At 37.2% G+C, this 22,924-nt stretch carries 22 protein-coding genes; all 22 read right to left on the reverse strand.

Features of this window, described 5'->3' with window-relative positions; genetic code table 11:
- Positions 1 to 35 precede the first annotated feature (35 nt).
- The 22 genes from MHH73_RS17955 to MHH73_RS18060 all read right to left on the reverse strand — a co-directional run bounded on the left by MHH73_RS17955 (position 36) and on the right by MHH73_RS18060 (position 22,887).
- On the reverse strand, positions 36 to 1,583 hold the full coding sequence (locus tag MHH73_RS17955) for a lipopolysaccharide biosynthesis protein (RefSeq protein ID WP_191816784.1): 1,548 nt from the start codon (positions 1,581 to 1,583) through the stop codon (positions 36 to 38).
- 35 nt (positions 1,584 to 1,618) lie between these two features.
- A complete protein-coding gene (locus tag MHH73_RS17960; RefSeq protein ID WP_191816785.1) occupies positions 1,619 to 2,806 on the reverse strand; it encodes a glycoside hydrolase family 88 protein in 1,188 nt (395 codons plus the stop codon).
- 11 nt (positions 2,807 to 2,817) lie between these two features.
- Positions 2,818 to 4,005, reverse strand: coding sequence for a glycosyltransferase (locus MHH73_RS17965; protein ID WP_341068455.1), 1,188 nt, complete (start codon positions 4,003 to 4,005; stop codon positions 2,818 to 2,820).
- Between the two features lie 12 nt (positions 4,006 to 4,017).
- The gene (locus MHH73_RS17970) at positions 4,018 to 5,196 is read right to left on the reverse strand and encodes a glycosyltransferase (protein WP_341068457.1); all 1,179 of its coding nucleotides are present in this window, start codon (positions 5,194 to 5,196) and stop codon (positions 4,018 to 4,020) included.
- Positions 5,196 to 6,356 (reverse strand): polysaccharide pyruvyl transferase family protein, encoded by a 1,161-nt coding sequence (locus MHH73_RS17975; RefSeq protein ID WP_341068460.1) that lies wholly within the window; start codon positions 6,354 to 6,356, stop codon positions 5,196 to 5,198. The genes MHH73_RS17970 and MHH73_RS17975 overlap by 1 nt, the downstream gene beginning before the upstream one ends.
- The gene (locus tag MHH73_RS17980; RefSeq protein WP_341068462.1) at positions 6,353 to 7,402 is read right to left on the reverse strand and encodes a glycosyltransferase family 2 protein; all 1,050 of its coding nucleotides are present in this window, start codon (positions 7,400 to 7,402) and stop codon (positions 6,353 to 6,355) included. Before MHH73_RS17980 ends, MHH73_RS17975 begins: the two co-directional genes overlap by 4 nt.
- 18 nt (positions 7,403 to 7,420) lie before the next feature.
- Complete coding sequence (locus MHH73_RS17985; protein WP_341068465.1) at positions 7,421 to 8,614, reverse strand: glycosyltransferase; 1,194 nt, start codon at positions 8,612 to 8,614, stop codon at positions 7,421 to 7,423.
- A complete protein-coding gene (locus MHH73_RS17990) occupies positions 8,611 to 9,351 on the reverse strand; it encodes a glycosyltransferase family 32 protein (protein ID WP_341068467.1) in 741 nt (246 codons plus the stop codon). Before MHH73_RS17990 ends, MHH73_RS17985 begins: the two co-directional genes overlap by 4 nt.
- Positions 9,348 to 9,698: a helix-turn-helix domain-containing protein gene (locus MHH73_RS17995; protein ID WP_191816792.1), complete on the reverse strand. Its 351-nt coding sequence runs from the start codon at positions 9,696 to 9,698 to the stop codon at positions 9,348 to 9,350. The genes MHH73_RS17990 and MHH73_RS17995 overlap by 4 nt, the downstream gene beginning before the upstream one ends.
- Positions 9,699 to 9,708: 10 nt before the next feature.
- A complete protein-coding gene (locus MHH73_RS18000; protein ID WP_341068469.1) occupies positions 9,709 to 10,890 on the reverse strand; it encodes a DegT/DnrJ/EryC1/StrS family aminotransferase in 1,182 nt (393 codons plus the stop codon).
- Positions 10,877 to 11,524 (reverse strand): acetyltransferase, encoded by a 648-nt coding sequence (locus tag MHH73_RS18005; RefSeq protein ID WP_191816794.1) that lies wholly within the window; start codon positions 11,522 to 11,524, stop codon positions 10,877 to 10,879. The genes MHH73_RS18000 and MHH73_RS18005 overlap by 14 nt, the downstream gene beginning before the upstream one ends.
- A gap of 5 nt (positions 11,525 to 11,529) precedes the next feature.
- Positions 11,530 to 12,132, reverse strand: a complete 603-nt coding sequence (locus MHH73_RS18010; RefSeq protein ID WP_191816795.1) for a sugar transferase — start codon at positions 12,130 to 12,132, stop codon at positions 11,530 to 11,532.
- Positions 12,133 to 12,167: 35 nt separating this feature from the next.
- On the reverse strand, positions 12,168 to 13,226 hold the full coding sequence (gene galE, locus MHH73_RS18015; protein WP_191816796.1) for a UDP-glucose 4-epimerase GalE: 1,059 nt from the start codon (positions 13,224 to 13,226) through the stop codon (positions 12,168 to 12,170).
- Between the two features lie 21 nt (positions 13,227 to 13,247).
- Complete coding sequence (locus MHH73_RS18020) at positions 13,248 to 14,318, reverse strand: EpsG family protein (RefSeq protein WP_341068474.1); 1,071 nt, start codon at positions 14,316 to 14,318, stop codon at positions 13,248 to 13,250.
- Between the two features lie 2 nt (positions 14,319 to 14,320).
- Positions 14,321 to 15,229 carry a glycosyltransferase family 2 protein gene (locus MHH73_RS18025; RefSeq protein WP_191816798.1) on the reverse strand — a complete coding sequence of 303 codons (909 nt, stop codon included), beginning with the start codon at positions 15,227 to 15,229 and terminating at the stop codon, positions 14,321 to 14,323.
- A complete protein-coding gene (locus MHH73_RS18030; protein ID WP_341068477.1) occupies positions 15,226 to 16,359 on the reverse strand; it encodes a glycosyltransferase family 1 protein in 1,134 nt (377 codons plus the stop codon). Before MHH73_RS18030 ends, MHH73_RS18025 begins: the two co-directional genes overlap by 4 nt.
- Positions 16,356 to 17,435, reverse strand: a complete 1,080-nt coding sequence (locus MHH73_RS18035; protein WP_341068479.1) for a glycosyltransferase family 2 protein — start codon at positions 17,433 to 17,435, stop codon at positions 16,356 to 16,358. The genes MHH73_RS18030 and MHH73_RS18035 overlap by 4 nt, the downstream gene beginning before the upstream one ends.
- On the reverse strand, positions 17,398 to 18,561 hold the full coding sequence (locus MHH73_RS18040) for a glycosyltransferase family 4 protein (protein ID WP_341068481.1): 1,164 nt from the start codon (positions 18,559 to 18,561) through the stop codon (positions 17,398 to 17,400). Before MHH73_RS18040 ends, MHH73_RS18035 begins: the two co-directional genes overlap by 38 nt.
- On the reverse strand, positions 18,558 to 19,439 hold the full coding sequence (gene galU, locus MHH73_RS18045) for a UTP--glucose-1-phosphate uridylyltransferase GalU (protein ID WP_191816801.1): 882 nt from the start codon (positions 19,437 to 19,439) through the stop codon (positions 18,558 to 18,560). Before galU ends, MHH73_RS18040 begins: the two co-directional genes overlap by 4 nt.
- 20 nt (positions 19,440 to 19,459) lie before the next feature.
- Positions 19,460 to 21,286 carry a polysaccharide biosynthesis protein gene (locus MHH73_RS18050; protein ID WP_318245520.1) on the reverse strand — a complete coding sequence of 609 codons (1,827 nt, stop codon included), beginning with the start codon at positions 21,284 to 21,286 and terminating at the stop codon, positions 19,460 to 19,462.
- A 226-nt stretch (positions 21,287 to 21,512) separates the two neighbouring features.
- Positions 21,513 to 22,178: a CpsD/CapB family tyrosine-protein kinase gene (locus MHH73_RS18055; protein ID WP_225230758.1), complete on the reverse strand. Its 666-nt coding sequence runs from the start codon at positions 22,176 to 22,178 to the stop codon at positions 21,513 to 21,515.
- Positions 22,138 to 22,887, reverse strand: a complete 750-nt coding sequence (locus MHH73_RS18060) for a YveK family protein (RefSeq protein ID WP_191816802.1) — start codon at positions 22,885 to 22,887, stop codon at positions 22,138 to 22,140. The genes MHH73_RS18055 and MHH73_RS18060 overlap by 41 nt, the downstream gene beginning before the upstream one ends.
- Positions 22,888 to 22,924 lie beyond the last annotated feature (37 nt).

Below are 22,924 nucleotides of genomic sequence, written 5' to 3' on the forward strand. Positions count from 1 at the left end.
CTAGTCAAGAATATTCACCTAAATTAATTGCTGTCTTAAGAAGAAAGCATTCTTTCTCTTCGCTTCGCTTGCAAGCGTCTTAGTAAAGTCAAAACCATTTTTAAAATATATTGGAATTCTTCCGTACGGTAAAATACGAGTATATATATTATATTAGGCAGCACTAAACTGACAAATAAGTAAATAAGAAAAGTAGCAAAACTGACAGGAGCAAACTGTATAAGAATGATTTTCGTTAATAAATAAGCTACCAATCCTATCAACATAAGAGATAAATAAGATGTAAAATATTGTCTTACTGGTAGCTTAAATAATTTTTTATATACCACATAAGGGGTAAACCAAAACGGAACGAAAAGCGCACTAAGGAAATGCCCTAAAAATATGCCTGAAATCCCTAAAAATTGTACAAGGACAAGTGCAAATAGTAAGCTGATTCCTGCTTGTACTAGCGGTGCATATTGATCTTCTCGAAATAAACCTGCTGTTGTTTTTATTGCCGATATGGAATTTCGCATGCCACGTTCATAGAACGTCAATAATAGAATGATGAGTAACGCTTCTTGATTAAACAAGAAATCGCTTCCGAGCCAGATGTTTATAAACGGCTCCAATGTAAATGCCAAAACAATTGTTAACGAAGAATACAGCCAAAAATTAACTAAACGATAACATTTATAAATCGCTATGATCTTCCCCATAGATTCATTAGCTACGAGATTGCCAACACTATGATACACATTGCTAAACACCTGGTTAATAAACGTACGAGCAATATCAATAATCATTTTATAATTCGAATAAATCCCAACAGCCACTAAGCTAACAAAAGAGGCAATCAGAAGATGCTCTGTTCCGAATAATAAATAGTTTCCTATGTTTTGGATGACAATTGCCTTCACATTAGTAGTGATTTGTCCCTTTGTTATTTCATCTAATTTACCCTCTACCTTCTCGCGCAAATACGGGTACATTCGATTGACCATCACCGCAAGGATAATGGAATTGGCAATTGTAATAACACTATCAATTATTAAATAAAGTAAATAATTTTGCGTATAAGATAAAATCGCTATTTTCATTACAGCCGTTACTATCGATGAAACCGTGTAAACAGCTGTAACAATATAACCACGCTGGGCGACATTCAGAAATGAATTTTTATGAATATAAAAATAGGGAGCAACTGTATTAAGCAAAAAGATAAAGTAAATGAGTTCTACATCTTCAACATTCGCCCCTTTGACAAAAAAATCAAGAAACGGAAAAAGCAATAAACCGAGTACGAAGACAATGGCTGCAATAACCATATACGCTTGGCGATAAAATTTCATAAGAATGCGGATTTTCATATAATCATTGTCCGCAACAGGTTTATATAAACTGTACATAATGCTAGCACCTAGACCTGCTTCAGCGAGTGTAAGCATCGCTAAAAGATTCGTAAACAAACCATTAATGCCTAAATATTCTACACCTAATGTTTGGATAAAAATCGTTCTTGATAAGAAGCTTAACATGGTGATAATCAATTGATTGGTTAAACCTGCTGTTATATTAATTAGAGAGTAGCGTGATCTCATTTTGTCCCCTTCTCACTTTTCTTTGTTCACACCCATTAGCTCACAGCCTGTCTATCTTTCTTTGCTTCCTGATACCTTCTTTTTTCTGCCAATAACCTTAGCGTCATCCCTTGCGTAAACGGAAGGATATCAAACAATTGGGAATAAACGCCAATATCCTTTGTGTCTCCTTGTGAGAAGTCAATCGCTCCCGTTCTCCTTGTTACCTTCATCAAATAGTGAATGGCTCTATCTCTACCTTGGCAACATTGTTCAGCAATCTCATCAATATAAGCAGCATGAGCTAAGAAATATCCTAATGTCGCCGTGGTCGAAGAATCCGCTCTCGCTTCCTTTCTAGTCATTAACCAATTCCAGGCACCAGAGTCTTGTTGGAAACGCAAGATGACCCTTGCCAATTGTGTTATCCTATTCTCTAATTCTTGTTTATAAGGATGATGATTCGGTAACTCCTGCCACGAATCAATCACACCCAGCGCTAACCATGCCATCCCTCGTCCCCATCCGTATAGTCCAGTGCCTACCTTTGAATTTATCTGATAAGCATGGGCCGGTAACGCTATCTGACTACTCATCCCATGAGTAAAGAAAGATTCTATTTGATGAATCGCAAGGTCGATGCATTCCGGCTTATTATTTTTCACACCGTAAGTAATCAAAAAAGGACAAATAAAACCAATCGTATCGACGTAACGATAGGCTGCCATCGACTTTCTATATATGACAGTTCCATCCTCCCCAATATGCGCTTGAATCACTTGCCACATTCTATCCATTGCTTGCTTATAACACTCATCATTTTGCCTATTATGTTTTAGCATTGCATAGGCAAAGATGGCACCGTCAATATGTTGTGGATATGTTTCCCAATCGCCAGAGGGAGTGATTTTTTTGTTGATAGAACGGTGGACCTCTACTGTAAACTGAGGTGATGGTAGTGCCAATAACAGAGCTGCCTCTTGCCAATATTGAATCTCGCCTCTTGTATATTGACCTTTGATGATATCTAAAGCTACCCATCGCTTTTGGTCGGTTAAAGGTACTTTCGGTGTTCGTTTTAACCAACGCGTGGCTTTAGTGAGGATATGTTTTTCCCAATCGTATTCATCTTCATATTTGCCAAAATGAATCCGCGAAAACCAAGTTTTAAATATAAGAAATAAATCCAAACCGATTGCTCCAACCAAAATCAGTGTGAAAAAGGCCAATACCCATATAATCATTAAAGATTCGCCTACCCTACTTTTATATATTGGTAAAAACGCATGATTTCGTCTTCTGTTCCAAGTTTCTCTTTCCTTAGTCCCTCAATTAATTGATGCTGTAGAGATTCATCTGCAAATAATTGGACAATCGAATCTGCAAGCGACTCGGCTGTCATATTTGCAATTAAACCGGTCTGTCCATGAATAATTTGATCGCCTGATGTGCTATAATTTGTGACGATCACTGGTTTGTACAATATTTTTGCTTCCTCAACAGCTATTGCCTTTCCTTCAAATCGCGAAGGCTGTATATATGCATCTGCCCAGCGAATATATGGATAAGGATTCTCCTTTACACCAATAAATTTCACTTGTTCTTCTAATTGATACTTTCTTGAAAGCTGGATTAAACTCTCTCTTTCGCTTCCTTCTCCCAAGATGAGCCAAAGAAAGGGCACCCCTTTTTTCTTCAGTAAGGCAGCTGTTTCTAAAGCTAAGTCAAAACCTTTTTGTCGATGTAATCGGCCGATAGATAAAAGCTTCAATCCTTGAAATGGTAAAGGCATCTCATTCATAGCTAGCGTGTGAATAGTCGATTTAGATAAAATATTTTGGATGACTTTTATTTTCTGTTGATGTTCCGGAAATTCTTGACGTAATACTTCTGCACAGGACTCTGACACTGTCATAATACTGTCCAACTGCTGAAAGTATGGAAGGTCCAACATTTTATCCATACCCATTTGTTTGTAATCATTATGGACAAACCCTATTTTCCGCTTCGCTCTTACCTTTTCTAGACAAAAATAAATAGGATTCTTTTCTAAGAATCCTATGGCAACATCGTATTCTTTTTTTACATTAGATAAGCATGTAGATATATATTTCCACACTTTTTGTTCACAAACAGCTCCATTTTTTTCTGTTCTAAAAATACGTGCTGCTTTTATACGCGAAATGGCGAGATCGAATCTTCGGGATGAAATAGCTTTTAACACATTATCGAGGAATCTGCCATCAAAGTAACGAAATTCCTCTAGTTCATTTAATATGGCTACTTCATTTGGCACGATATTCAAAAATTCGCCTTCCTTTTTAAATAATAGCAAGTCCACCGCATATTTTTTATAGTCAATGGCGTGTAATAATGAGATAAGCGCTTTTTCTGCACCGCCACATTGGAGGTTATTCATTACAAAGAGTAGTTTTGTTTTCATTCTTATACTCCCTTAAACGATTTGATAAAACTTATCTATTTCAGATTCTGTTCCATAGGAATGTTGACTTAAATTGACGGTTAACTGTTCTCGTAATGCATCATCTTTCATTAATAAGCTAATCCCCTTCTCGATTCCATCCACGTTTAAATCTACGATAAGTCCCGTTTCCCTATCATTAATTTGATCTTTTGCTGTCGTGTAGTTTGTTACGACAATCGGTTTGTGCAGTATTTTTGCTTCGTCTATAGCAATTGCCTTCCCTTCAAACCTAGACGGCTGGACATAAATATCAGCTGCATCGAGCCAAGGATAGGGATTCGCTTGTTGTCCAAGCAAGATGAAGTGTTCCTCAAGTTGATGATTTTTAATCAATCTTTCCAATTTCATTCTTTCTTGTCCCTCGCCAATAATGTACCATTTCAGTTTCATTCCTTTACGTACTAAACGACTACAAGCTTCAATAGCCATATCTAAACCTTTTTGCGGATGCAAACGGCCAATGGTTAGTAATGTAAACATTTGTGTTTGTAACGGTAAGGACTGACGTGACATTTCATAAATAATCGTTGGCGACACAATATTATGAATCACCTTTACTTTATTTTCCAATGAAGGGAAGCGATCGATAAACACCCGCGCACATTCATGAGAGACTGTGACGATAGTAGACATTTCCTTAAAATAAGCATGATCGTATGTTGCATCCATGCCCATTTCATTGTAATCAATATGTACCCAACCAATTTTCTGTTTTGCATTTACATTCTCCACACAAAAATATGTTGAAGATTTCTCTAAAAATCCAATCGCTGCATCGTACGTTTTGGCTAGTTGTGGACATGCTTGTTTTAAATATTTCCAGGCATACTGTTCTTTTTGAGCTGTATTTCCCATTCTTCTATTCGCTAAAAAATATAATAGACGGTTGTAAACGAGCTTCCACCTTCGCCTCTTGGCTAGAGCCCATATTGCTGAATGCACTGGTAAAGAGAAATGTTGAAAATCTAAGGAGTGATGGAGCACAGACACTTGAGGTGGTAGAAACGGTAGAAACACACCCTTTTGGGCAAAAAGAAAGACATCCACCTCATACTGATCATAATCGATTTGCGTGAGAAGATTGATCAGGCTTTTTTCGCCGCCACCTGCTGCTAAACTAGGGATAATAAATAATAGACGCTTTTTCATTATATTAACAATTCCTTTAATGAATGTACGGCTTCATAAGACCGTTTTTGAACAATTGGGATAACCTTTTGCAATTGCTCTTTAAGCTGTGCCTCTTGATCTACCATTTCAACAAAAGTTTGAATGAGTTTACTACTATTTGACACTTCTTCAATAGAAACAACAAACTTTTCACTATTGAATAAATCATAGGCAATACCTTTTGACTTCACACTATAACCTAATACGATGGTAGGGACAAAACTGGAATAGGCCGCAATCGTCGCATGTGTTCTTGCACCGATGAAGAACCGCATTTTTGCGATATACCCTTTATACTGTAGTGCGTTTAAATGAGGTGGTAGCAATATAACTCTTCCTGAACTTTTATATTTTTGATCGTATTCTTGTAATAAATCATAATCATTATTCCCCTTTTGTATCACATGTGGTGTGAGCGCGATGACCGATTCGGTATTTGCTAAAATATAATCAATTAAATCGGATACAGCTTGTTTACTACCTTGATTCTTGCCAACTAAAAGTGGACTAATATTTAATCCAATCGTATCATCATCTTTCCAACCCAAAGGCAGGGATACCTCTTCTTTCTCTAGGGTAAATGCAGGATCACCACAAAGTGCCACCTGTTTAATGCCTTTCTTTTTTAGCATTTGGTAAGTATATGTCTCTCTAGCCAAAATTAAGTCAAATGTATTGAGATCTGCCAGCTTTCTTGCAGACATATCTTCCTCTCCGATTGAACATCCCCATAATACTAATTTTTTCCCTTTCTTTTTGACCATTTTATTCACTTCATACCAACCGGGCTGTTCACCATAACAGTAATTATCTCCACCAATTGAAAGACAAATGTCAGCCACATCAATTTGAGCAATCGTTTTTTGTTGTGTTTTTTGCCAGGCGTATGTTTCGTCTTGAAAAAGCTTATTGCGAATGGCTGACTTCCACCAATCTGTTGAATATTTTCTTATAACTGTTTCTGAACCATCAAAGATTCCATCTAGTTCTTGTATTTGTTGATCTGTTTCAGGATGATAAGATGAAAGGAACACAGTCACATCTTCCATTTTTTCTTTGAGCATAGTTGAAGTTGATCGTACAATCGCCTCACAGCCGCGGTTCTCACTTCCTCCATGAGCAAACATTAGTATTTTCATGAATGAACCTCCCCTTTTTTTCTATTTCGCCATCTACTATATGCTGTTGCACTATATAAACCGATAAGCGATTGATGCTTGATACACTTCATTATGTAGCGGTCGTATCTGCCAAGCATTCTTACCTTATCTAACGGATAGAGTCGTAAAGCCTCTTGAACAACTGGATGATGAATCATTGTTTGCACATATTGCCTTCTTTCTTTTTTACTTAATCCATTTGTAGGCAAAATATAAATGTGAATATAAGCTAACACTTGATGAAGTAGCTTCATCGCTTTTAATGTCCTGATTTGATGGCTGCTCATTTGAATTTGATCTGGTATATTACGCTGATAAGAGCGTAACGCATGAAGAAAGTAATTTTTCTCTTGGAGATTTCTTGTCGCACTACCTGTTACTTCACGATAAAAATAACCAGGAAAATCGCTATAAATCGCTGACTTCGCGCATAAAAAAAAGGACCAATTAAATTGTCCATCTTCGCCAAGCACTTCGTTTATCGGAAATTTCAGCCGATGCTTATTCAATGTTTCTCTTCTATATATTTTGTTACATACACTATTAAAATCTTCCTTTTGTAACATGTATGGAATGATAAACTCTTGAATGTCCTTTGTATGTAGTTTCGCCTGCATTGGAAAGGGATAGCGAATCACTCTTTGAATACCATTGATTTCTTCTACTAAGTGAAAAATAACGACCTCACTATCGAATTGATTAGCAAGCTGATAAACGTGCTGATACGTATTATCTTTTATCGTATCATCAGCATCCATAAATCCAATATATTCTCCTTTAGCCATTTCAATCCCGTTATTCCTTGCATAGCTGACCCCGTGGTTTTCTTGGTTCAAAAGTTTAATGCGATGATCTTTTTCTTGATAAGCTTCAATGAGTTGTTGGCTGTGGTCAATCGAACCATCATTGACAAAGATAAATTCACATTGTTGTAAACTTTGCCTAAGTAACGACTGAATACATTCTTCCAAATAATCTGCTGCGTTATAAACGGGGATGACGACACTTACTTTAGGTTGTTCCAATGGCCCTATCCCCCTTATTTATTCACAGATAGCCTGTAACTTCTCAAGCTCTGCTTCATTACTATAATTCGTTCGGTGACAATTCTTGCTTAACCTTTCTCTTTCTTCCGGATGTTCATATAGCTGAATAATGCTTGAAGCTAATTCCTCTGGGGTGTTGCCAGCGATATAACCGTCCACTCCAACACGAATTTGACTTTTCGCTGTAGGGTAATTCATAAGCAGTACTGGCTTTGCTAATATTTGCGCTTCGCTAACTGTAACGGCCTTCCCTTCATAACGAGAGGGTTGAACATAAAGATCACACGCCTTCATAAATGGATAAGGATTGACCTTTTTACCAAGTAATATAAACTGACTTTCTAATTCACAAGCTGAAATGAGTTGTGTCAGTTCGTTTTCATCTCCACCGAAACCAATTACATACCAAACAATGTTGTGATAACCTTTTTCCTTTACTATTTTCATTGCTTGTATGGCAATATCTATCCCTTTTGCTTTTGATAATCTAGCCACTGTAACAATGGTAAAACGCTGATCTAATAGAATAGGATTTTCGACTACTTCCTCAGACAATTCTTTTATAAAGTTCGGTGATATCAGATTTTCCATCACCATCACCTTTTTGGCTAACTGTGGATAAACGGTAAGAAAAGCGTCTCTACAAGCATCAGAAACAGCGATAATATGATCAAATAACCGCCAAACTTTCTCATCCTCATTTGTATCAATATGGAGAGAGGAAAAGTCAGTATGAATCCATGCAATCTTCTTCTTAGCCTTTACTTTATTGGCTACAAAATGGTGAGGCCATAAATAACTAATAGCCACATCGTAAGTTTTATCCATTGTAGGAAGGAAGGGAGATGAATACTTCCCGATTTGTTGCATCTGATAGTAACCCCACTCTTCATCACGCGCGTGCAGACTTTTCCATTGTGTTTGCCATTTGGCTAGTAGTCTTACAGCTGCCAATAGGAGATGTTTCTTTTGAATTGTTTCAATAATGGACTGACGAAAAGTAGCCATACTTGAAAACTCTGGCAATAAATGCACTTGTTTAGGAAGCAAATGAAAAAAATCGCCTTGATGACGATATAATAATAGATCCACCTCATACTTTTCGTAGTTAAGTTGTTTCAGTAATTGTAATAAACTTCTCTCTACTCCCCCAATTTCCATATCGTATGTAGCAATGAATATCCCGCTCATTTCCTCACTCCCGAAAACTTCTTACGTAAATCAGCTAATTTTTCTCCGCCAATCCATTTGACTATATTTCTTTTCACAAATCGTTTAACCAACACATGAGAAGGCAACCAACTTTGATAAAAATGATGCCTCGTTACCGTGTCGTCTGATTGCAGGTCCCGGCAATTAATATAATCATAAGGAGAGAAAATAGCTTGCTCAAATATTACCCCTAAACCGTCTATCACTTGTTTTTGCCCGTTACATATCACGCCTATCTTCTTCATTTCTTCTGTTATGGCGGCAACATTTGTCCATTCGTTAAAAGTCCCGTCATCATTAATAAAATGATTAGATTGGTAGGAGTCTAGAAAGTACTGGATAAGCGGATGCCCTTTGCTTGCACCAATCGTACTTGTCGCAATGTAATTGCCTTCTTCAAACCCCCAAAAGGATGGATAATGAAGGAAAGGATCAAAAGATTGATAAACCTCGACATCTGTATCAAGATAAATTCCACCTTCTGTATACAAGGCATACATTCTGAAATAATCACTCACAAAAGCATATTTTTTCGCTCGATACGCTTCATGTACATAAGCATTACATGTTAAATCGACATTGCTTTCATCCCATTGCTTTAGCTCATAATGAGGGAGATGTTCTTCCCAGGACCTTATACACCGTTTCATTAACTCTGGCTTTTCCCCGCCACCAAACCAACAATAATGAATAATTCTTGGTATCTTCTCCGTCATTCCAGCACTCTCTTCCTTTTCTTAAAACTGAGTTGTTTATTCTTTACATCATAGATTCTTTGTCTCACCATCTCCATCTGATCTTTTTCAATGCCTAACTCACGCATTTCCTTAATAAGTATTTGCCATTGTCTATTTTGCTCTGTGATATAGACGTCTCTGATGATTTCTTCTATTTCTACACCGAGTACAAAAATAATTTTTTCAATGACTTGAATAGAAGGGTTTTGATGGACCTCCCTTTCAATATTACTAAGATATGACTTCGCTACGCCCGCTCGTTCGGCTAGTTCTGTTAATGTTAATCCTTTTTGTTTACGTAGTTTTGCAATATTTTTTCCTATCATTATCTGCCTCCTATCCTAATAAATAAGGATGCAGATGAAGATTTGAGATAATGGTGTTTCGAATACAATGAATCACTCTGTTTTGTTGCTCAATTGTTAAGTTAGATCCTGAAGGTAAACAAATTCCTTTTTCATATATCATTTCAGAAATAGATCCGCACTCCACATCATGGGGATAGAAACTATAATCCTGAAATAACGGCTGTAGATGCAATGGTTTCCATACTGGACGTGCCTCTATATTCTCATTCCTAAGTGCGAAAATTAGCTCCTCGACTGTTACGCCGATTGTCTCACTATCAATCAATATAGTAGTTAGCCATCTATTAGAATAGGTTCCCGGGAGCTCAGGGATAAATGAAATGCCTGCCAATCCTTGAAGCCCTTTTTCATAACGCTCGTAAATTTTTCTACGTGCATCTATTCTGTTATCCAGATATGTCAATTGGGCTCTCCCAATACCGGCAGCGATATTACTCATACGATAATTAAAACCGATTTGACTATGCTGGTAATGTAGAGCTTGATCCTTTGCCTGTGTGGCTAAAAAAGAGGCATATTCCACACCTTCTTTATGGTTGGAAACGAGCATCCCCCCTCCAGAAGTAGTAATGATTTTATTACCATTAAAGGAGTAAATACCATAACTGCCGATTGTGCCGGTTGGCTTCTCTTTGTATGTAGAGCCGAGCGATTCGGCGGCATCTTCAATTAAAGGCACACCATAACGTTGACAAATTTTTATCAATTCATCCATTTTGGCAGGTTGCCCATATAAATGAACGACAATCACCGCTTTTGGTAAATGTCCATTTGCATCCGCTTCCTTTAGCGCCCTTTCTAACGCATCAGGAGACATATTCCAAGTTTCGGGTTCTGAATCAATGAATACCGGTTTTGCTCCAATATAAAGAATAGGATTAGCCGTAGCTACAAATGTAAACGTAGAACAAAAGACAGTGTCTAGAGAGCCTATACCAAGTGCTAATAATGATAGGTGGATGGCAGCAGTACCCGAGTTAACCGCTAAGCAAGAACGGACATTGACAAGTGTTGACATTTCTTGTTCGAACAAATCGATATGAGGACCAACGGGTGCCACCCAATTATCCGTAAACGCCGATTGTACATAATGAATTTCTTCACCAGTCAAATGGGGCGGCGATAAATAAATACGCTCAGCCAAGGTCATCACTCCATTTCAATATTTTCTTTGTTTGTGCTGGTAATCCAACTGCCATCACTCGCTCTGGTATTGAATGAATCACTGTCGAGCCTGCCCCTATGACTGACCACTTTCCTAATGTTACTTTTGGAATGACAACAGAAGCAGATCCGAGATGCACCCCCTCTTCAACTTTTACCGATCCAGTTAGAGTAGAGCGCGGGGAGATATGCACATAATCACCGATTTCATTATCATGTTCAATCACTGCTCCCGTATTAATAATTGTATGATGACCAATTACCGCATCCGCGTTGATCACCGTCTGTGGCATGATGACGGTTCCTTTACCGATCATAGCGCTCGGACTAATACAAGCAGAAGGATGGATACAAGTGGTATAGTATTCTATTGGTAAAGCTAGCCTTTCGAACATTTGCTTACGTATTTTATTATTGCCTATCGAAATAACCAACTTAATATGAGGATTAATTTTTAGGACATCATGCACATAATCAATCGGTGCTAAAAACACATCCCCTTTCATTTTTAATGAGGAATGCTTATCATCAAAAATACCTACCACTTTATTTTTTTGCATTGTAATAATGTCAAAAATCACTTTGCTATGCCCGCCATAACCAATTAATGCAATATCCATTTATGTCACTCTTTCATTTTTATTTGGTTTCCCTTAAACACTTCAGTTGTGGCAGTACCTGGCTGATTAATTCCTTCTGAACGAATTACCTTACTCACCGTAAGAAAAATAATTTTTAAGTCGAGTAAGAAATGTTGATGATCGACATACCATACATCCATTCTCAATTTTTCTTCCCAACTAATCGCATTCCTGCCATTTACTTGTGCCCAACCTGTAATTCCAGGTTTGACACAATGCCTTCTTGCTTGTTCTGGTGAATATAATGGTAAATACGCTATTAGTAACGGACGAGGTCCAACTAAACTCATTTCACCTTTTAAGACATTTAGTAGTTGTGGTAATTCATCCAAACTATATTTCCTTAACTTGCTGCCGAATTTGGTCAACCTTTCTTCATCTGGAAGCAGATGGCCCTGCTCATTCTTTTCCGCAGTCATTGTACAAAATTTATATAAGCGAAAGGGGGATCCATTAAGCCCAGGTCTCTCTTGTATGAAAAAAACGGGTGATCCGTTGATAGCTAAAACGGTACTTATGATTGCCATTACAGGTGCAAATAAAATAAGCAGTATACATGCACTGATAAAATCAAATATTCTTTTCATTTCCTTCCTCTTCTTATACGTCATCAGATATCTTCTTAAGAAAAAGAAAAACCCCCACTTTGCATGAAGTGCGGATTTTTCTTCTCACTATAACCAGTCGGGTTTTTTTTCTGCCAACGCCAGGCGTCTATACACATTTCCTCTAATCCCCTTTGAGCCTTCCAACCTAATTCCTTTTCTGCAGCTGTTGGATCAGCATAACTAATAGGGATATCACCCAAACGGGCATCCGTAATGATATACGGGATATTCACATGATTGACTCTCTCAAAAGTTTGGACAATTTCTAATACACTATAACCTTTCCCTGTACCTAAATTATAAGAATTAAAACCAGTCGCCTTTTTTAAATGTTCTAGTGCACAAATATGCCCCTCAGCTAAATCCATTACATGAATATAATCTCTTACCCCTGTACCATCTTTAGTAGAAAAGCCATCGCCGAATATTTGTAATACCGCCCGTTTTCCAATAGCTACTTGGGTAATATAAGGCATGAGATTATTCGGTATACCTCGTGGATCTTCACCTAAATTACCACTTGGGTGGGCACCGATTGGATTAAAATAACGTAAACATGTAATTGCCCAGTCATTTTCAGATGCATAAATATCTCTCAACATTTCTTCGATGATCAGCTTAGTTCTGCCATAAGGATTAGTTGCCGATAGATGAGCATTCTCCGCAATCGGTACCTGTTTCGGTTTGCCATAAACAGTCGCTGAAGAGCTAAACACCAGTTTTTTTACGTTAAATTGTTTCATTACTTGTAATAAGTAAATCGTGGAAATGAGATTATTATCATAATAGGAAAGTGGATTAACAACTGAATCACCCACTGCTTTAAACCCGGCAAAATGAATCACTGCCTCGATTTCATTATCGGCAAAGACAGAATGAACTGCGTCTTTTTCCTTTAAATCAATCGAATAGTACTTCACCTTTTTATTCGTCATTTGCTCTATTCGCTGCACCACTTCTTGATTACTGTTGGAAAAGTCATCAATAACAATGACATCCATCCCACGGTTCAATAAAGAGATACATGTGTGACTGCCAATATACCCTGCGCCACCGGTGACGAGAACACTCATTTTTTTCTCCCCTCTTTCTCGTTAACCTAACCAATCACTTTGGTACTGAATATTTAAACTAATGACTGTTTCATAAAAATAATAGAAAAAATATAGCACAAGGATACAATAATAAATAAAGCGTTGATCCTTTGGTTGAAATAATTTGACAATCCAAGCGACAAGAATCAATTGATAAAGACTAAAATAGATGGAAAATCGCGCAAAGATCCAATTTTGTGTAGAAATAATCATAAATACTAAACCAACTAGTGCCATATTCACAATAAAATCACTTTGCGGGAAAATCTGTCTTAACTTCTCTCGCCCAAGATAAGCAATGAATAAAGGGGTTGCTTCCACGGCCACGCGTAAAATATTTGCTCCGCCTTCTTGGAATTCTGCGTATTGCCCATATTGTGTATTTTCTATTGCTGAAAAAAGTAGTGTCGAAAACTCATTAAAGCCGACAACAATAAGGACAGCAATCAGCAGTAATATCAACGTCGCTTTTGACCAAGCCTTATAACGTACAAAAAAGTAAATAGGTAGTAAAATAAGGGCACTTTGATGAAATGAAGAAGCAAGGATAACAAATAAAAAATAAACTGGCCAATTGCCATTTATAAGGAACTTTGTGGCAGTAAATACTAGCGCCGCTGCTAAGCATTGGCGTATCCCATTCATCGTTACTAAAAATAAACCACCAGTGATGTAAATATAAATACTCAACTCAAATAATCTTGCATAGTGAGCAAGAACAAAGACAATTAAACTGTTGGTTAATAACGCGACAACAAAAATTAATAATTGCGGGTCATCTGAATAATACTTCAGTACCATTTGTAATAACCCAAAGCCAATATCCTTTCCCTCTACTATTGTTGTCCAACTAAAATCATTGACTTCATATGCATGCATATAAAAAAAAGTATCACCAATATTTGTTCGTGCCCCTGAGACAACAATAAGTATTAAGGCAACTAAAGTAATCAATAACCTATTAGGATAAACGGATTCACTTCCATTCCCTACAAGTACAGGTCTAGCAAAGTATCTAGCAAATAAAGCGACACTAAAACTAGCGAATAAACACAGCCAAAAAACAGTCATGATTACTGCTCACTTCCCATGACATACCTTTTTCGTTGCTTATGACGTATATAAATTGATAGTAGATAACCAAATGGTAGTGCAATGAGTGTCATACCCTTTAAAGGTGACGCTTGAATGAAGTGGTCCTTCCGACTTAATAAACAACTAGAAACATAATGTATACATTCTCTTAACTTTTCTTTCGATGAAGGAGCATAGATCATAGCTGTTTCACGAAAGAACGCAAAACCTTTTGGGTTTTTATAATATTGATTTAGCATATTTAAACTAGAGCCGTCTGGTAAATACTCGACATGACATAATACCTCATTGAGAAGTAATAACGGCTTTAACTGATCAATGAAAATATACTTATAGCTTAACGGGCAATATTTTTCTCCTGAGAAAATAGGATAGGCAGGTGTTGCTTTCGTCAAGGCTGTTCGATAGACAAGCTTCTTATCTCCCTTCACCTTATGAACACCATATAATTCTCCTAATGTGCTAGTAGACAAATCGGCCGGTAACTCTGTCCCGATGATATCCCCATTTTGATAGGCATCAAGTCCGACAATACCGGCTACGTCCTCACTTCCATTTTGCTTCCAACAAGTAATAATTTTCTCCACCGCATCGACAGGCATATAATCATCAGAATCGATGCATACATTCAATTCTGTTTCGATTAACTCATAAGCTGTATTATGTGCGCCGTGCATACCTAAATTTTCTTGGTAATGGTAGCGAATAGAAATAATTCCCTCTTCTATCCACTCTTGAACCATTGACCTTGTTCCATCATTCGAACCATCATCAATGATTAGCCACACAAAGGATTGGCATGTTTGTTTCTTTAAACTTTCATAGCCTAAATGTAGCGTGTAAGCACGATTATAGGTCGGGGTAAAAATGGTTAATAATGGTTTCATCTTATATTCGCCCCGCTCACATGACTTTCAATATCATTATATTCGTTATAAAAAGTAGCTAACCACTGACTCGTTGTTTCAATATCATAACCGGCTACTTTTAATTCCTTAGAGGTATCCTTATGTTGGTTATCTAACTGCAATAGTTTATTTGCCCACTCATAAGCCTTACTAGATAAGCTCATAAATGTTACCCTGTTAGTCAGGTCCACTTCTGCCGTTATCGTATCAGAGACAAGACAACTAAGACCGGCAGCCTGGGCTTCAATTAAAACTACAGGCAAACCTTCAAAATGAGAAGGGAATAAAAAAACATCAAAAGATTGCAAAAGCGAAGGAACATCTTCTCTCACACCTAAAAATTTCACTTGTTGTTCTAACCCTAGCTTTTGAACTTTTTTCTTTATTTGCGGCATTAAGTCACCATCTCCAGCTAAAATTAAAACAGCGTTTTTCTTTTTATCACATATGGATTGGAAAATATCTATGATGAGATCATGATTTTTCTGATAATTAAAGCGTCCAATATGACCAATTACAAAAGAATCATCCACGCCCAATTCTCTTCTTATCCGCTTTCGTTCTGGTAAATGATAAAGGTATTGACTCACATCTACTGCGTTAGGTAAAACGGTTACCTCGCTCTTAGATGATGATTTAAATAACCAATCCCCCGCACGTTCTGAACATGCAAAGTAATAATTAGGATACTCCTTCATGCATAATCTCGCATACTTGCGAAACAGCCATTTAAAATCCATATGTAAGTCGCTCAAATGGCTATGTGCAATCCGACACGGCACACCAGCATCATAGGCTGCACGCATAATAAAACTACTATTTTCGTTTAAATGAGCATGTACAATGCGGTAATATGGATGTTCGGCAAAAAAGGCATCCAACTGTTTAAAGTATTTTTGGTAATTGCCTGGGCGAATGGATGGCATATGAAAAATACGGCCACCTAGCCTCTTAATTTCCTTGTCATAATGACCTTCTTCCTGCCGATGGACAATGAAGTCAAATTGAATGCCAACATGAATAAGGCGACGATAATAATTCATTAACATCGTCTCTAACCCACCACGATTCATAATCGTTACCACTTGCAACACTCTTAATTCCCTCATGACCTACCTCCCCAGCGTTTTTTTCTTAATCTATCTATCATCGTAAGCATATAGTAGACACTGCTAGCTGAACGTGAACGGGCACAAACAAAAAATACTTTCCAAACGAATGGAAAGTAACTGATATCCAACCCTTTAAAAGCCTCTCTAACAATAGGTGCACTTAAAATGATATCTATTTCATTGATTTTTTCTCGCATTGTCAGTTGATTTTTAGAAGCAAGGATATTTAAGCCTAACCCAATCATATTTAAGCAAATACGATTATTTAAAGCTGTTTGGGCATGACGACTGAATGAATACGCCTTTAGGCAATGATTCATTTCTTCATAAAGTTGTTGCCAAAGCTGAAATAAATCCGATCGATATTCACTCGTTTGAGAATGTTCATTTTCTTTCCAGTAATGATATAAAGGACGATCGACATAGACAAAAGAGTCAGCTAAGCTCATCACTTTCATATTGAAAAGGGTGTCCTCATTTGATCCAATATGATGCAAATCTGTAAAAAGGATCGGCTGTTCTGTTAATAAATTTCTACGATATAACTTTGACCAAACGGTTCCCATGGCATCAAGCATACTAGGGTCAGAAACTTCTTCTTTAATTGGTCCTACTAACCGCCTGACAATCTGTTCTTTATAGGCTTCTCCTCTATAGGGTTTTTCTTTCAAGTGATGAAAATATTTTTCCTTAAAAAAGTGTTGATACGCTCGTGTATATCGACACATAGCAATATCTACCTGCTCTCGTTGAAGCGCTTCGTATAATACCTCATACATCTCTTGGTGAACCCAGTCATCAGGATCGACAAAACCAATGTACTCCCCTATCGCATGCTTTAGTCCAAGGTTACGGGCCTCGGATACACCTTTATTCTCCTGGTAGAAGACCTTTACCCTTTTATCCTTCTCTTGATATTTTGAAAGAATGTCCCCCGTTCGGTCGGTTGAACCATCATTAACGGCGATAATTTCAATTCCTTTAAATGTTTGTGTGAGCAAACTATGTAAACATCTTTCTACATACTTTTCCATATTATATATAGGCACGATAATGCTGATGATTGCTTTCATCTTTCTTCTCCTGCGTGTATTTAGCATATAGTATCATTAATTCTTCCATGACGACCTCAGTTGAATACTTGCTAGCGAGTTGCCTATTTGCTTTTGCGAAGCGCTCTCTCTCTTGTTCAGATAGAATAAGACTCTCCATTTTTTCTGCGAAATGATGAACATCAGTCGCTGCTATAAGATATCCATTCTGTTGGTCCCTAATCAATTCATGATGTCCTCGATTGATAGTCGCTACAATGGGTAGACCGCAGGCCATTGCTTCCAAAATATTTACTGGGAGACCTTCTCTTAAACTAGATGCAACAGCTACATCACTCATTTGCAACCATTCCCTCACTTCATTTGTAAACCCGAGAAATACTACTTGACGATCAATTCCAAGCTCCTTAGCAAGTCTTTGACAATCTGATAACAGCGGTCCTTCCCCTGCTAATATTAATTGGCAAGACGGTTGATGTTTCGCTATTTTCTTAAACGCCTGGAGTAAAAGCCTTTGATTTTTGTTTCGATTAAACTCTGCTGCATAAAAAAATAAAAAAGCCTCTTTTTCAATCAGATGCTTCTCTCTTAGTATTTCCTTTATTTCCCTATCAATGGGCTGATATTGTGCTAAGTTCACGCCTACTCCATGGATAAAAGCTATTTCCCTCGCTTTCAATGCCCGATTGGCTAAGGCATAATCTTCTTGATTGATCGTAATCAAACAATCCGTTTTCCGCGCCAAAATTTTTTCAATAGGATAATAGATTAACCAATTAAGCAGTGGTGCACCTTTGCAAAAGTGAAATCCATGAGCAGTATAAAATAGTAATGGCTTCTTCTTCATAGTAAAAGTGGCCAATCTACCAAGTAACCCACCAGTAGGTGTATGACAATGAACAATATCATATTGATGCCTCTCTATTAATCTTTTTAACTGCTTGTACGCATATAGATTGGCTGTTTTCAACGGATGTCTTTCAATCGGGAGGCGATGCTGTTCGGATACAAAAGGTAATGTTAAGTCTCCTTTAGCGGCTATATGAATTTCCCAACCTTGTTCGTAAAGTTGGCGCATAAAAGGGAGATGAAATGCCTTGAAATGATAGTCGACTGTAGCAACTAATAGCAGTTTTTTCACCATCATTTGATTGAATATCTTTCTGTTATCGTTTGTAGAAACCCTAACAGCTCCTCTTGTAAATCCTCACGTTTTAAAGCAAATTCAATGGATGTTTGTATATAGCCAAGTCTCTCACCAACATCATAGCGCTCTCCTTGAAATTCGAATGCGAAGATCGGCTCACTTTGATTTAAAGTGGCTAACGCATCTGTTAGTTGAATTTCGTTCCCCCTCCCTGGCTCTTGATATGAAAGTATATCAAAAATACTCGGTGGCAAGATGTATCGCCCCATGATCGCTAAGTTAGATGGTGCTTGATCAAGATCTGGCTTTTCAATTAAAGAGCGCACCGTATATAGTCTTTCCGTCACTGTTTCAAAATCAATGATGCCATACCTTGATACTTCTTCGTCTTTTACTTTTTTCACGCCGAGAATTGTCCCTTTATGCTCTTCGTATTGATCTATCATTTGAGCTATGCAAGGCGTGAATCCTTCAATAATATCGTCGCCTAACAGAACCGCAAACGGCTCATCACCAATAAACTTCCGTGCACACCATATAGCATGCCCTAACCCAAGCGGTTCTTTTTGTCTGATATAATGGAGATTGGCCAGTTGAGAAGACTTCTTCACTTCTGATAGTAATTCAAATTTACCTTTGCTCATTAAATTTTGTTCTAGTTCAAAAGAATAATCAAAGTGATCCTCTATTGCCCTTTTTCCTTTGCCTGTAACAATAATAATATCTTCAATACCAGCAGCAACTGCTTCTTCCACAATGTATTGAATTGCCGGCTTATCGACTAGTGGTAGCATCTCTTTTGGCATGGCTTTTGTTGCTGGGAGAAATCTAGTTCCTAAGCCAGCCGCTGGGATAATTGCTTTTCTTACTTGCTTCATACTTACTCACTCCTTCTTCATTAAGATAGTGATAACATATTAGCAACTTCCTGTTTTTTCTCTGGGGTTTCACTTCGATTTGCAAGGGATAACAACCGTTCTCTTAATTCCTCTTTACTCATCAAAGGGTATAAATCAATTAAATTTTCAATCTCTTTAATATAAAGAGTGGCGCTTTTCCCAATATAAATATGTGGATGAATTTGCTGAATTCCCATTTCCTCTTTATTCAATAGTTCTTCAAACAACTTCTCCCCTTTTCGAATACCAGTGAATTTGATATTAATTTCCTGAGTTGTATAGCCAGAAAGTTTAATTAAATTTTTTGCTAAATCATATATTCTTACCGGCTTACCCATATCTAAAATAAATATCTCGCCGCCTAAGGCTAAGGCACCTGCCTGTAGTACAAGCCTTGAAGCCTCGGGAATTGTCATAAAATATCTCACCATATCAGGGTGTGTGACAGTAATTGGCCCCCCTTTTTCGATTTGCTTTTTAAAAAGAGGAATGACACTACCCCTGCTACCTAATACATTGCCAAACCTTACCGCAACAAAACGAGTTGTACTTACTTTATTCATTTGTTGAACAAGCATTTCCGCAAGGCGCTTCGATGACCCCATTACACTTGTTGGATTAACCGCTTTATCTGTTGACACCATTACGAACACATTGACTTGTGACTGATGAGCTGCCTCAGCCATATTCCTTGTACCAATCATATTATTTTTTACTGCTTCTTCTGGATGTTCTTCCATTAATGGTACATGCTTATGGGCAGCTGCATGATAAACGACTGCCGGTTGATATATTTTCATGATTTGAATCATGCGGGCTTTATCTTGAATATCAGCAATAACAGGAATCAGTTCGCAATCACTTTGCATATCTTCCAGTTCTAATCGTATGGAATAAATGCTGTTTTCTCCATGACCGAGAAGAATTAAACGCTTCGGTGAAAATTTTAAAATCTGTCGGCAAATTTCTGAACCAATTGAACCCCCAGCACCAGAGACAAGTACCGTTTGGTTGGCAATATACTCGGAAATACTGTTGTCCTCTAAGAGAATCGGCTCTCTCCCCAGTAAATCTTCCACCTTTACATCTCGTATATGATTCACTTTTACTTCTCCCATGACAATATCTTCAATAAAGGGTAATGTTTGTGTCTTAACATTCGTTTTGGCACATTGATGAAAAATGATTTCGAGCTCTTCTTTTTTTAGTGAAGGAATAGCAATGATTAAATGCTCTATAGCCATTTCCTGTACAATCTCATTTAATTGTTCAACCTTTCCTAAAACCTTTAAGCCTGCTAAATACAACCCTTGTTTTCTATAATCATCATCAATAAAACCGACTGGAATTAATTGATCATGTCCTTGCATCAATTGTTTGGCAAGCATACCGCCTGCTGAACCAGCACCTATAATTAATGTTTTTTTCTTATTAATAGCTAGCTCCTGAATTCGTTCACGATAGACTCTTACACCATATCTTGAACTTGTTAATACAATGAGCAGCACTAAACCATAAATGATTGTAAATTGTGGAAGAAAAGCTTTAAATAACATGAAGTATGTAATCATTGTTAAACAGACTGTCGTTGCCACAATCCTGAGAATAATAAAAAATTCCCGGAGACTAGCATAGGACCATAATTGCTCATAGAACTTCTGTTTATAGGCAAACGTATAATAAAATAGAAGTGATAAACTATAAATTATAATAGCTTGTAAATTTGAAAAAGAAGTTGGAAGTAATAAATAGGTACATATAAAAGAACCAAAGAGTAATCCCGCATCCATCAATAGCGAAAAAATAAACTTTAGTCTGCAAGACACAACATTATCCCTCCCTTGCTATGAAGATTTAATATGGCTAATATCACAAGTATCAACCTTTTTTATATGTAAAACAGGGCATCTAACCCCCCCTCTCACCACACTCTTGACGACAAGGCGTCTAAGGTTTCTTTCAACCCACAGCATGACCGAGTATCTCCTTTGGATAAAGGCAAGGAGACATCACCTAAAAATATTCTTAATAACGAACAATCATATAAAAAAATTAATGGCTTCCATTCAATATGGTGCCAATAATGTTCGACTTTGCATATTGTAGTGTTTTTTTAGCATTGTAAACATGTTCTGCTTTTGTTTGCCCTTGTTTTACGACGAGTATCACACCATCACTAACATTCGCTAACACCTTTGTATCAGTCACATCTAATAAACAAGGAGAATCAATTAAAATCACATCATATAATGGGCTAACTTTAGCAATAAGATTCTTCATGACATCAGAACCAAGTAGCTCTGAGGGATTGGATGGAATCTTCCCACTCGGCAATAGTTTTAGACCAGGAATTTGCGTAGAAACGATCACTTCTTCTTGTATTGCATCTCCTTTCAATACATCTGTTAAACCAGGCTCTTGAGCTGACATAAACATTTGATGTAAGGCGGGATTTCTTAAATTAGCATCAATTAGGAGCACTTTCTCTTTTTGGTTCGCGATGGATACAGCAATATTTCCTATCATTGTCGTCTTACCTTCATAACGATCTGGTGAAGTAATAAGCAAGACCATATGCTTTTTCTCACGATTAATGAATTGGATATTTGTTCTTATCGTGCGGAATTGTTCAGAAATGATGGAATGGGGGTACAAATAAGTGACTAAGTTTCGTCCCTTATTGCTCGTACCGATTCTCCATTTCCCCATATTGACCATTCGTTTCCCTCCTTTCTTTCATTGTTTGTTTTTGTTTCTTTTGTCTCAAATTTTTCGTATGTATGATAGAAACTGTACCAATTGTTGGCACATCGATTAATCTCTCAAGCTGGCTTTCTGACTTTACAGAGTCATTTAATGAGTCCAATAGGAAAATAAAACCTATTCCCGCAACTAAACCTAACACCCCTGCAATCAAAATCATATTCAGCCCATTACTTTCATTAATAGGAATCGGGTTAGGTCGTGCCTCTGACAAAATACTGACTTCATCAAAATCCATAATAGTAGGGATTTTTTCAATAAATACCTTTGCAGTAGTATTAGCAATTAAAGCGGCTCTTTCTGGATGGGCATCAACTACGGTTATATTCACCACTTGCGTATCATCAACACTCGCCACAGTAATCTTATTCGCTAATTGATCACTTGTTTCTTCTAATTTCAACTCTTTAATTACTTCTTCTAATACAACTGTGTCTCGAATGATGACTTGTAAAGTATTTCGATAACCAACTTCTGCCCCAATAATAATATTCGTATCACTTTGATAGAGTAATGTTGGTTTATTTAATAAGTGATAAATAAAAGCAATCCCACAAGCAAGCAACATAAACAGGAGCACAAGCCAAAACTTTTTCTTAATGACTTTATACAGTTCAGGTAATTGTATTTCTTTAGCCCCAGGTTCATTCAAATATCTGTTCATTTGTAATCCACCTTTTGTGTTTTCTTTATAAAGAACA

The organism is Cytobacillus sp. FSL K6-0265 (assembly GCF_038003465.1).
GTDB classification, from domain to species: Bacteria; Bacillota; Bacilli; order Bacillales; family Cytobacillaceae; genus Cytobacillus; species Cytobacillus stercorigallinarum.

Excerpts from the sequence above, each read along its gene's own strand:
- MHH73_RS17955 (WP_191816784.1), bottom strand. The coding sequence starts at position 1,583 with ATGAGATCACGCTACTCTCTAATTAATATAACAGCAGGTTTAACCAAT.
- MHH73_RS17960 (WP_191816785.1), bottom strand. The coding sequence starts at position 2,806 with ATGATTATATGGGTATTGGCCTTTTTCACACTGATTTTGGTTGGAGCA.
- MHH73_RS17965 (WP_341068455.1), bottom strand. The coding sequence starts at position 4,005 with ATGAAAACAAAACTACTCTTTGTAATGAATAACCTCCAATGTGGCGGT.
- MHH73_RS17970 (WP_341068457.1), bottom strand. The coding sequence starts at position 5,196 with ATGAAAAAGCGTCTATTATTTATTATCCCTAGTTTAGCAGCAGGTGGC.
- MHH73_RS17975 (WP_341068460.1), bottom strand. The coding sequence starts at position 6,356 with ATGAAAATACTAATGTTTGCTCATGGAGGAAGTGAGAACCGCGGCTGT.
- MHH73_RS17985 (WP_341068465.1), bottom strand. The coding sequence starts at position 8,614 with ATGAGCGGGATATTCATTGCTACATACGATATGGAAATTGGGGGAGTA.
- MHH73_RS17990 (WP_341068467.1), bottom strand. The coding sequence starts at position 9,351 with ATGACGGAGAAGATACCAAGAATTATTCATTATTGTTGGTTTGGTGGC.
- MHH73_RS17995 (WP_191816792.1), bottom strand. The coding sequence starts at position 9,698 with ATGATAGGAAAAAATATTGCAAAACTACGTAAACAAAAAGGATTAACA.
- MHH73_RS18000 (WP_341068469.1), bottom strand. The coding sequence starts at position 10,890 with ATGACCTTGGCTGAGCGTATTTATTTATCGCCGCCCCATTTGACTGGT.
- MHH73_RS18005 (WP_191816794.1), bottom strand. The coding sequence starts at position 11,524 with ATGGATATTGCATTAATTGGTTATGGCGGGCATAGCAAAGTGATTTTT.
- MHH73_RS18010 (WP_191816795.1), bottom strand. The coding sequence starts at position 12,132 with ATGAAAAGAATATTTGATTTTATCAGTGCATGTATACTGCTTATTTTA.
- galE (WP_191816796.1), bottom strand. The coding sequence starts at position 13,226 with ATGAGTGTTCTCGTCACCGGTGGCGCAGGGTATATTGGCAGTCACACA.
- MHH73_RS18020 (WP_341068474.1), bottom strand. The coding sequence starts at position 14,318 with ATGACTGTTTTTTGGCTGTGTTTATTCGCTAGTTTTAGTGTCGCTTTA.
- MHH73_RS18025 (WP_191816798.1), bottom strand. The coding sequence starts at position 15,229 with ATGAAACCATTATTAACCATTTTTACCCCGACCTATAATCGTGCTTAC.
- MHH73_RS18030 (WP_341068477.1), bottom strand. The coding sequence starts at position 16,359 with ATGAGGGAATTAAGAGTGTTGCAAGTGGTAACGATTATGAATCGTGGT.
- MHH73_RS18035 (WP_341068479.1), bottom strand. The coding sequence starts at position 17,435 with ATGAAAGCAATCATCAGCATTATCGTGCCTATATATAATATGGAAAAG.
- MHH73_RS18040 (WP_341068481.1), bottom strand. The coding sequence starts at position 18,561 with ATGATGGTGAAAAAACTGCTATTAGTTGCTACAGTCGACTATCATTTC.
- galU (WP_191816801.1), bottom strand. The coding sequence starts at position 19,439 with ATGAAGCAAGTAAGAAAAGCAATTATCCCAGCGGCTGGCTTAGGAACT.
- MHH73_RS18055 (WP_225230758.1), bottom strand. The coding sequence starts at position 22,178 with ATGGTCAATATGGGGAAATGGAGAATCGGTACGAGCAATAAGGGACGA.
- MHH73_RS18060 (WP_191816802.1), bottom strand. The coding sequence starts at position 22,887 with ATGAACAGATATTTGAATGAACCTGGGGCTAAAGAAATACAATTACCT.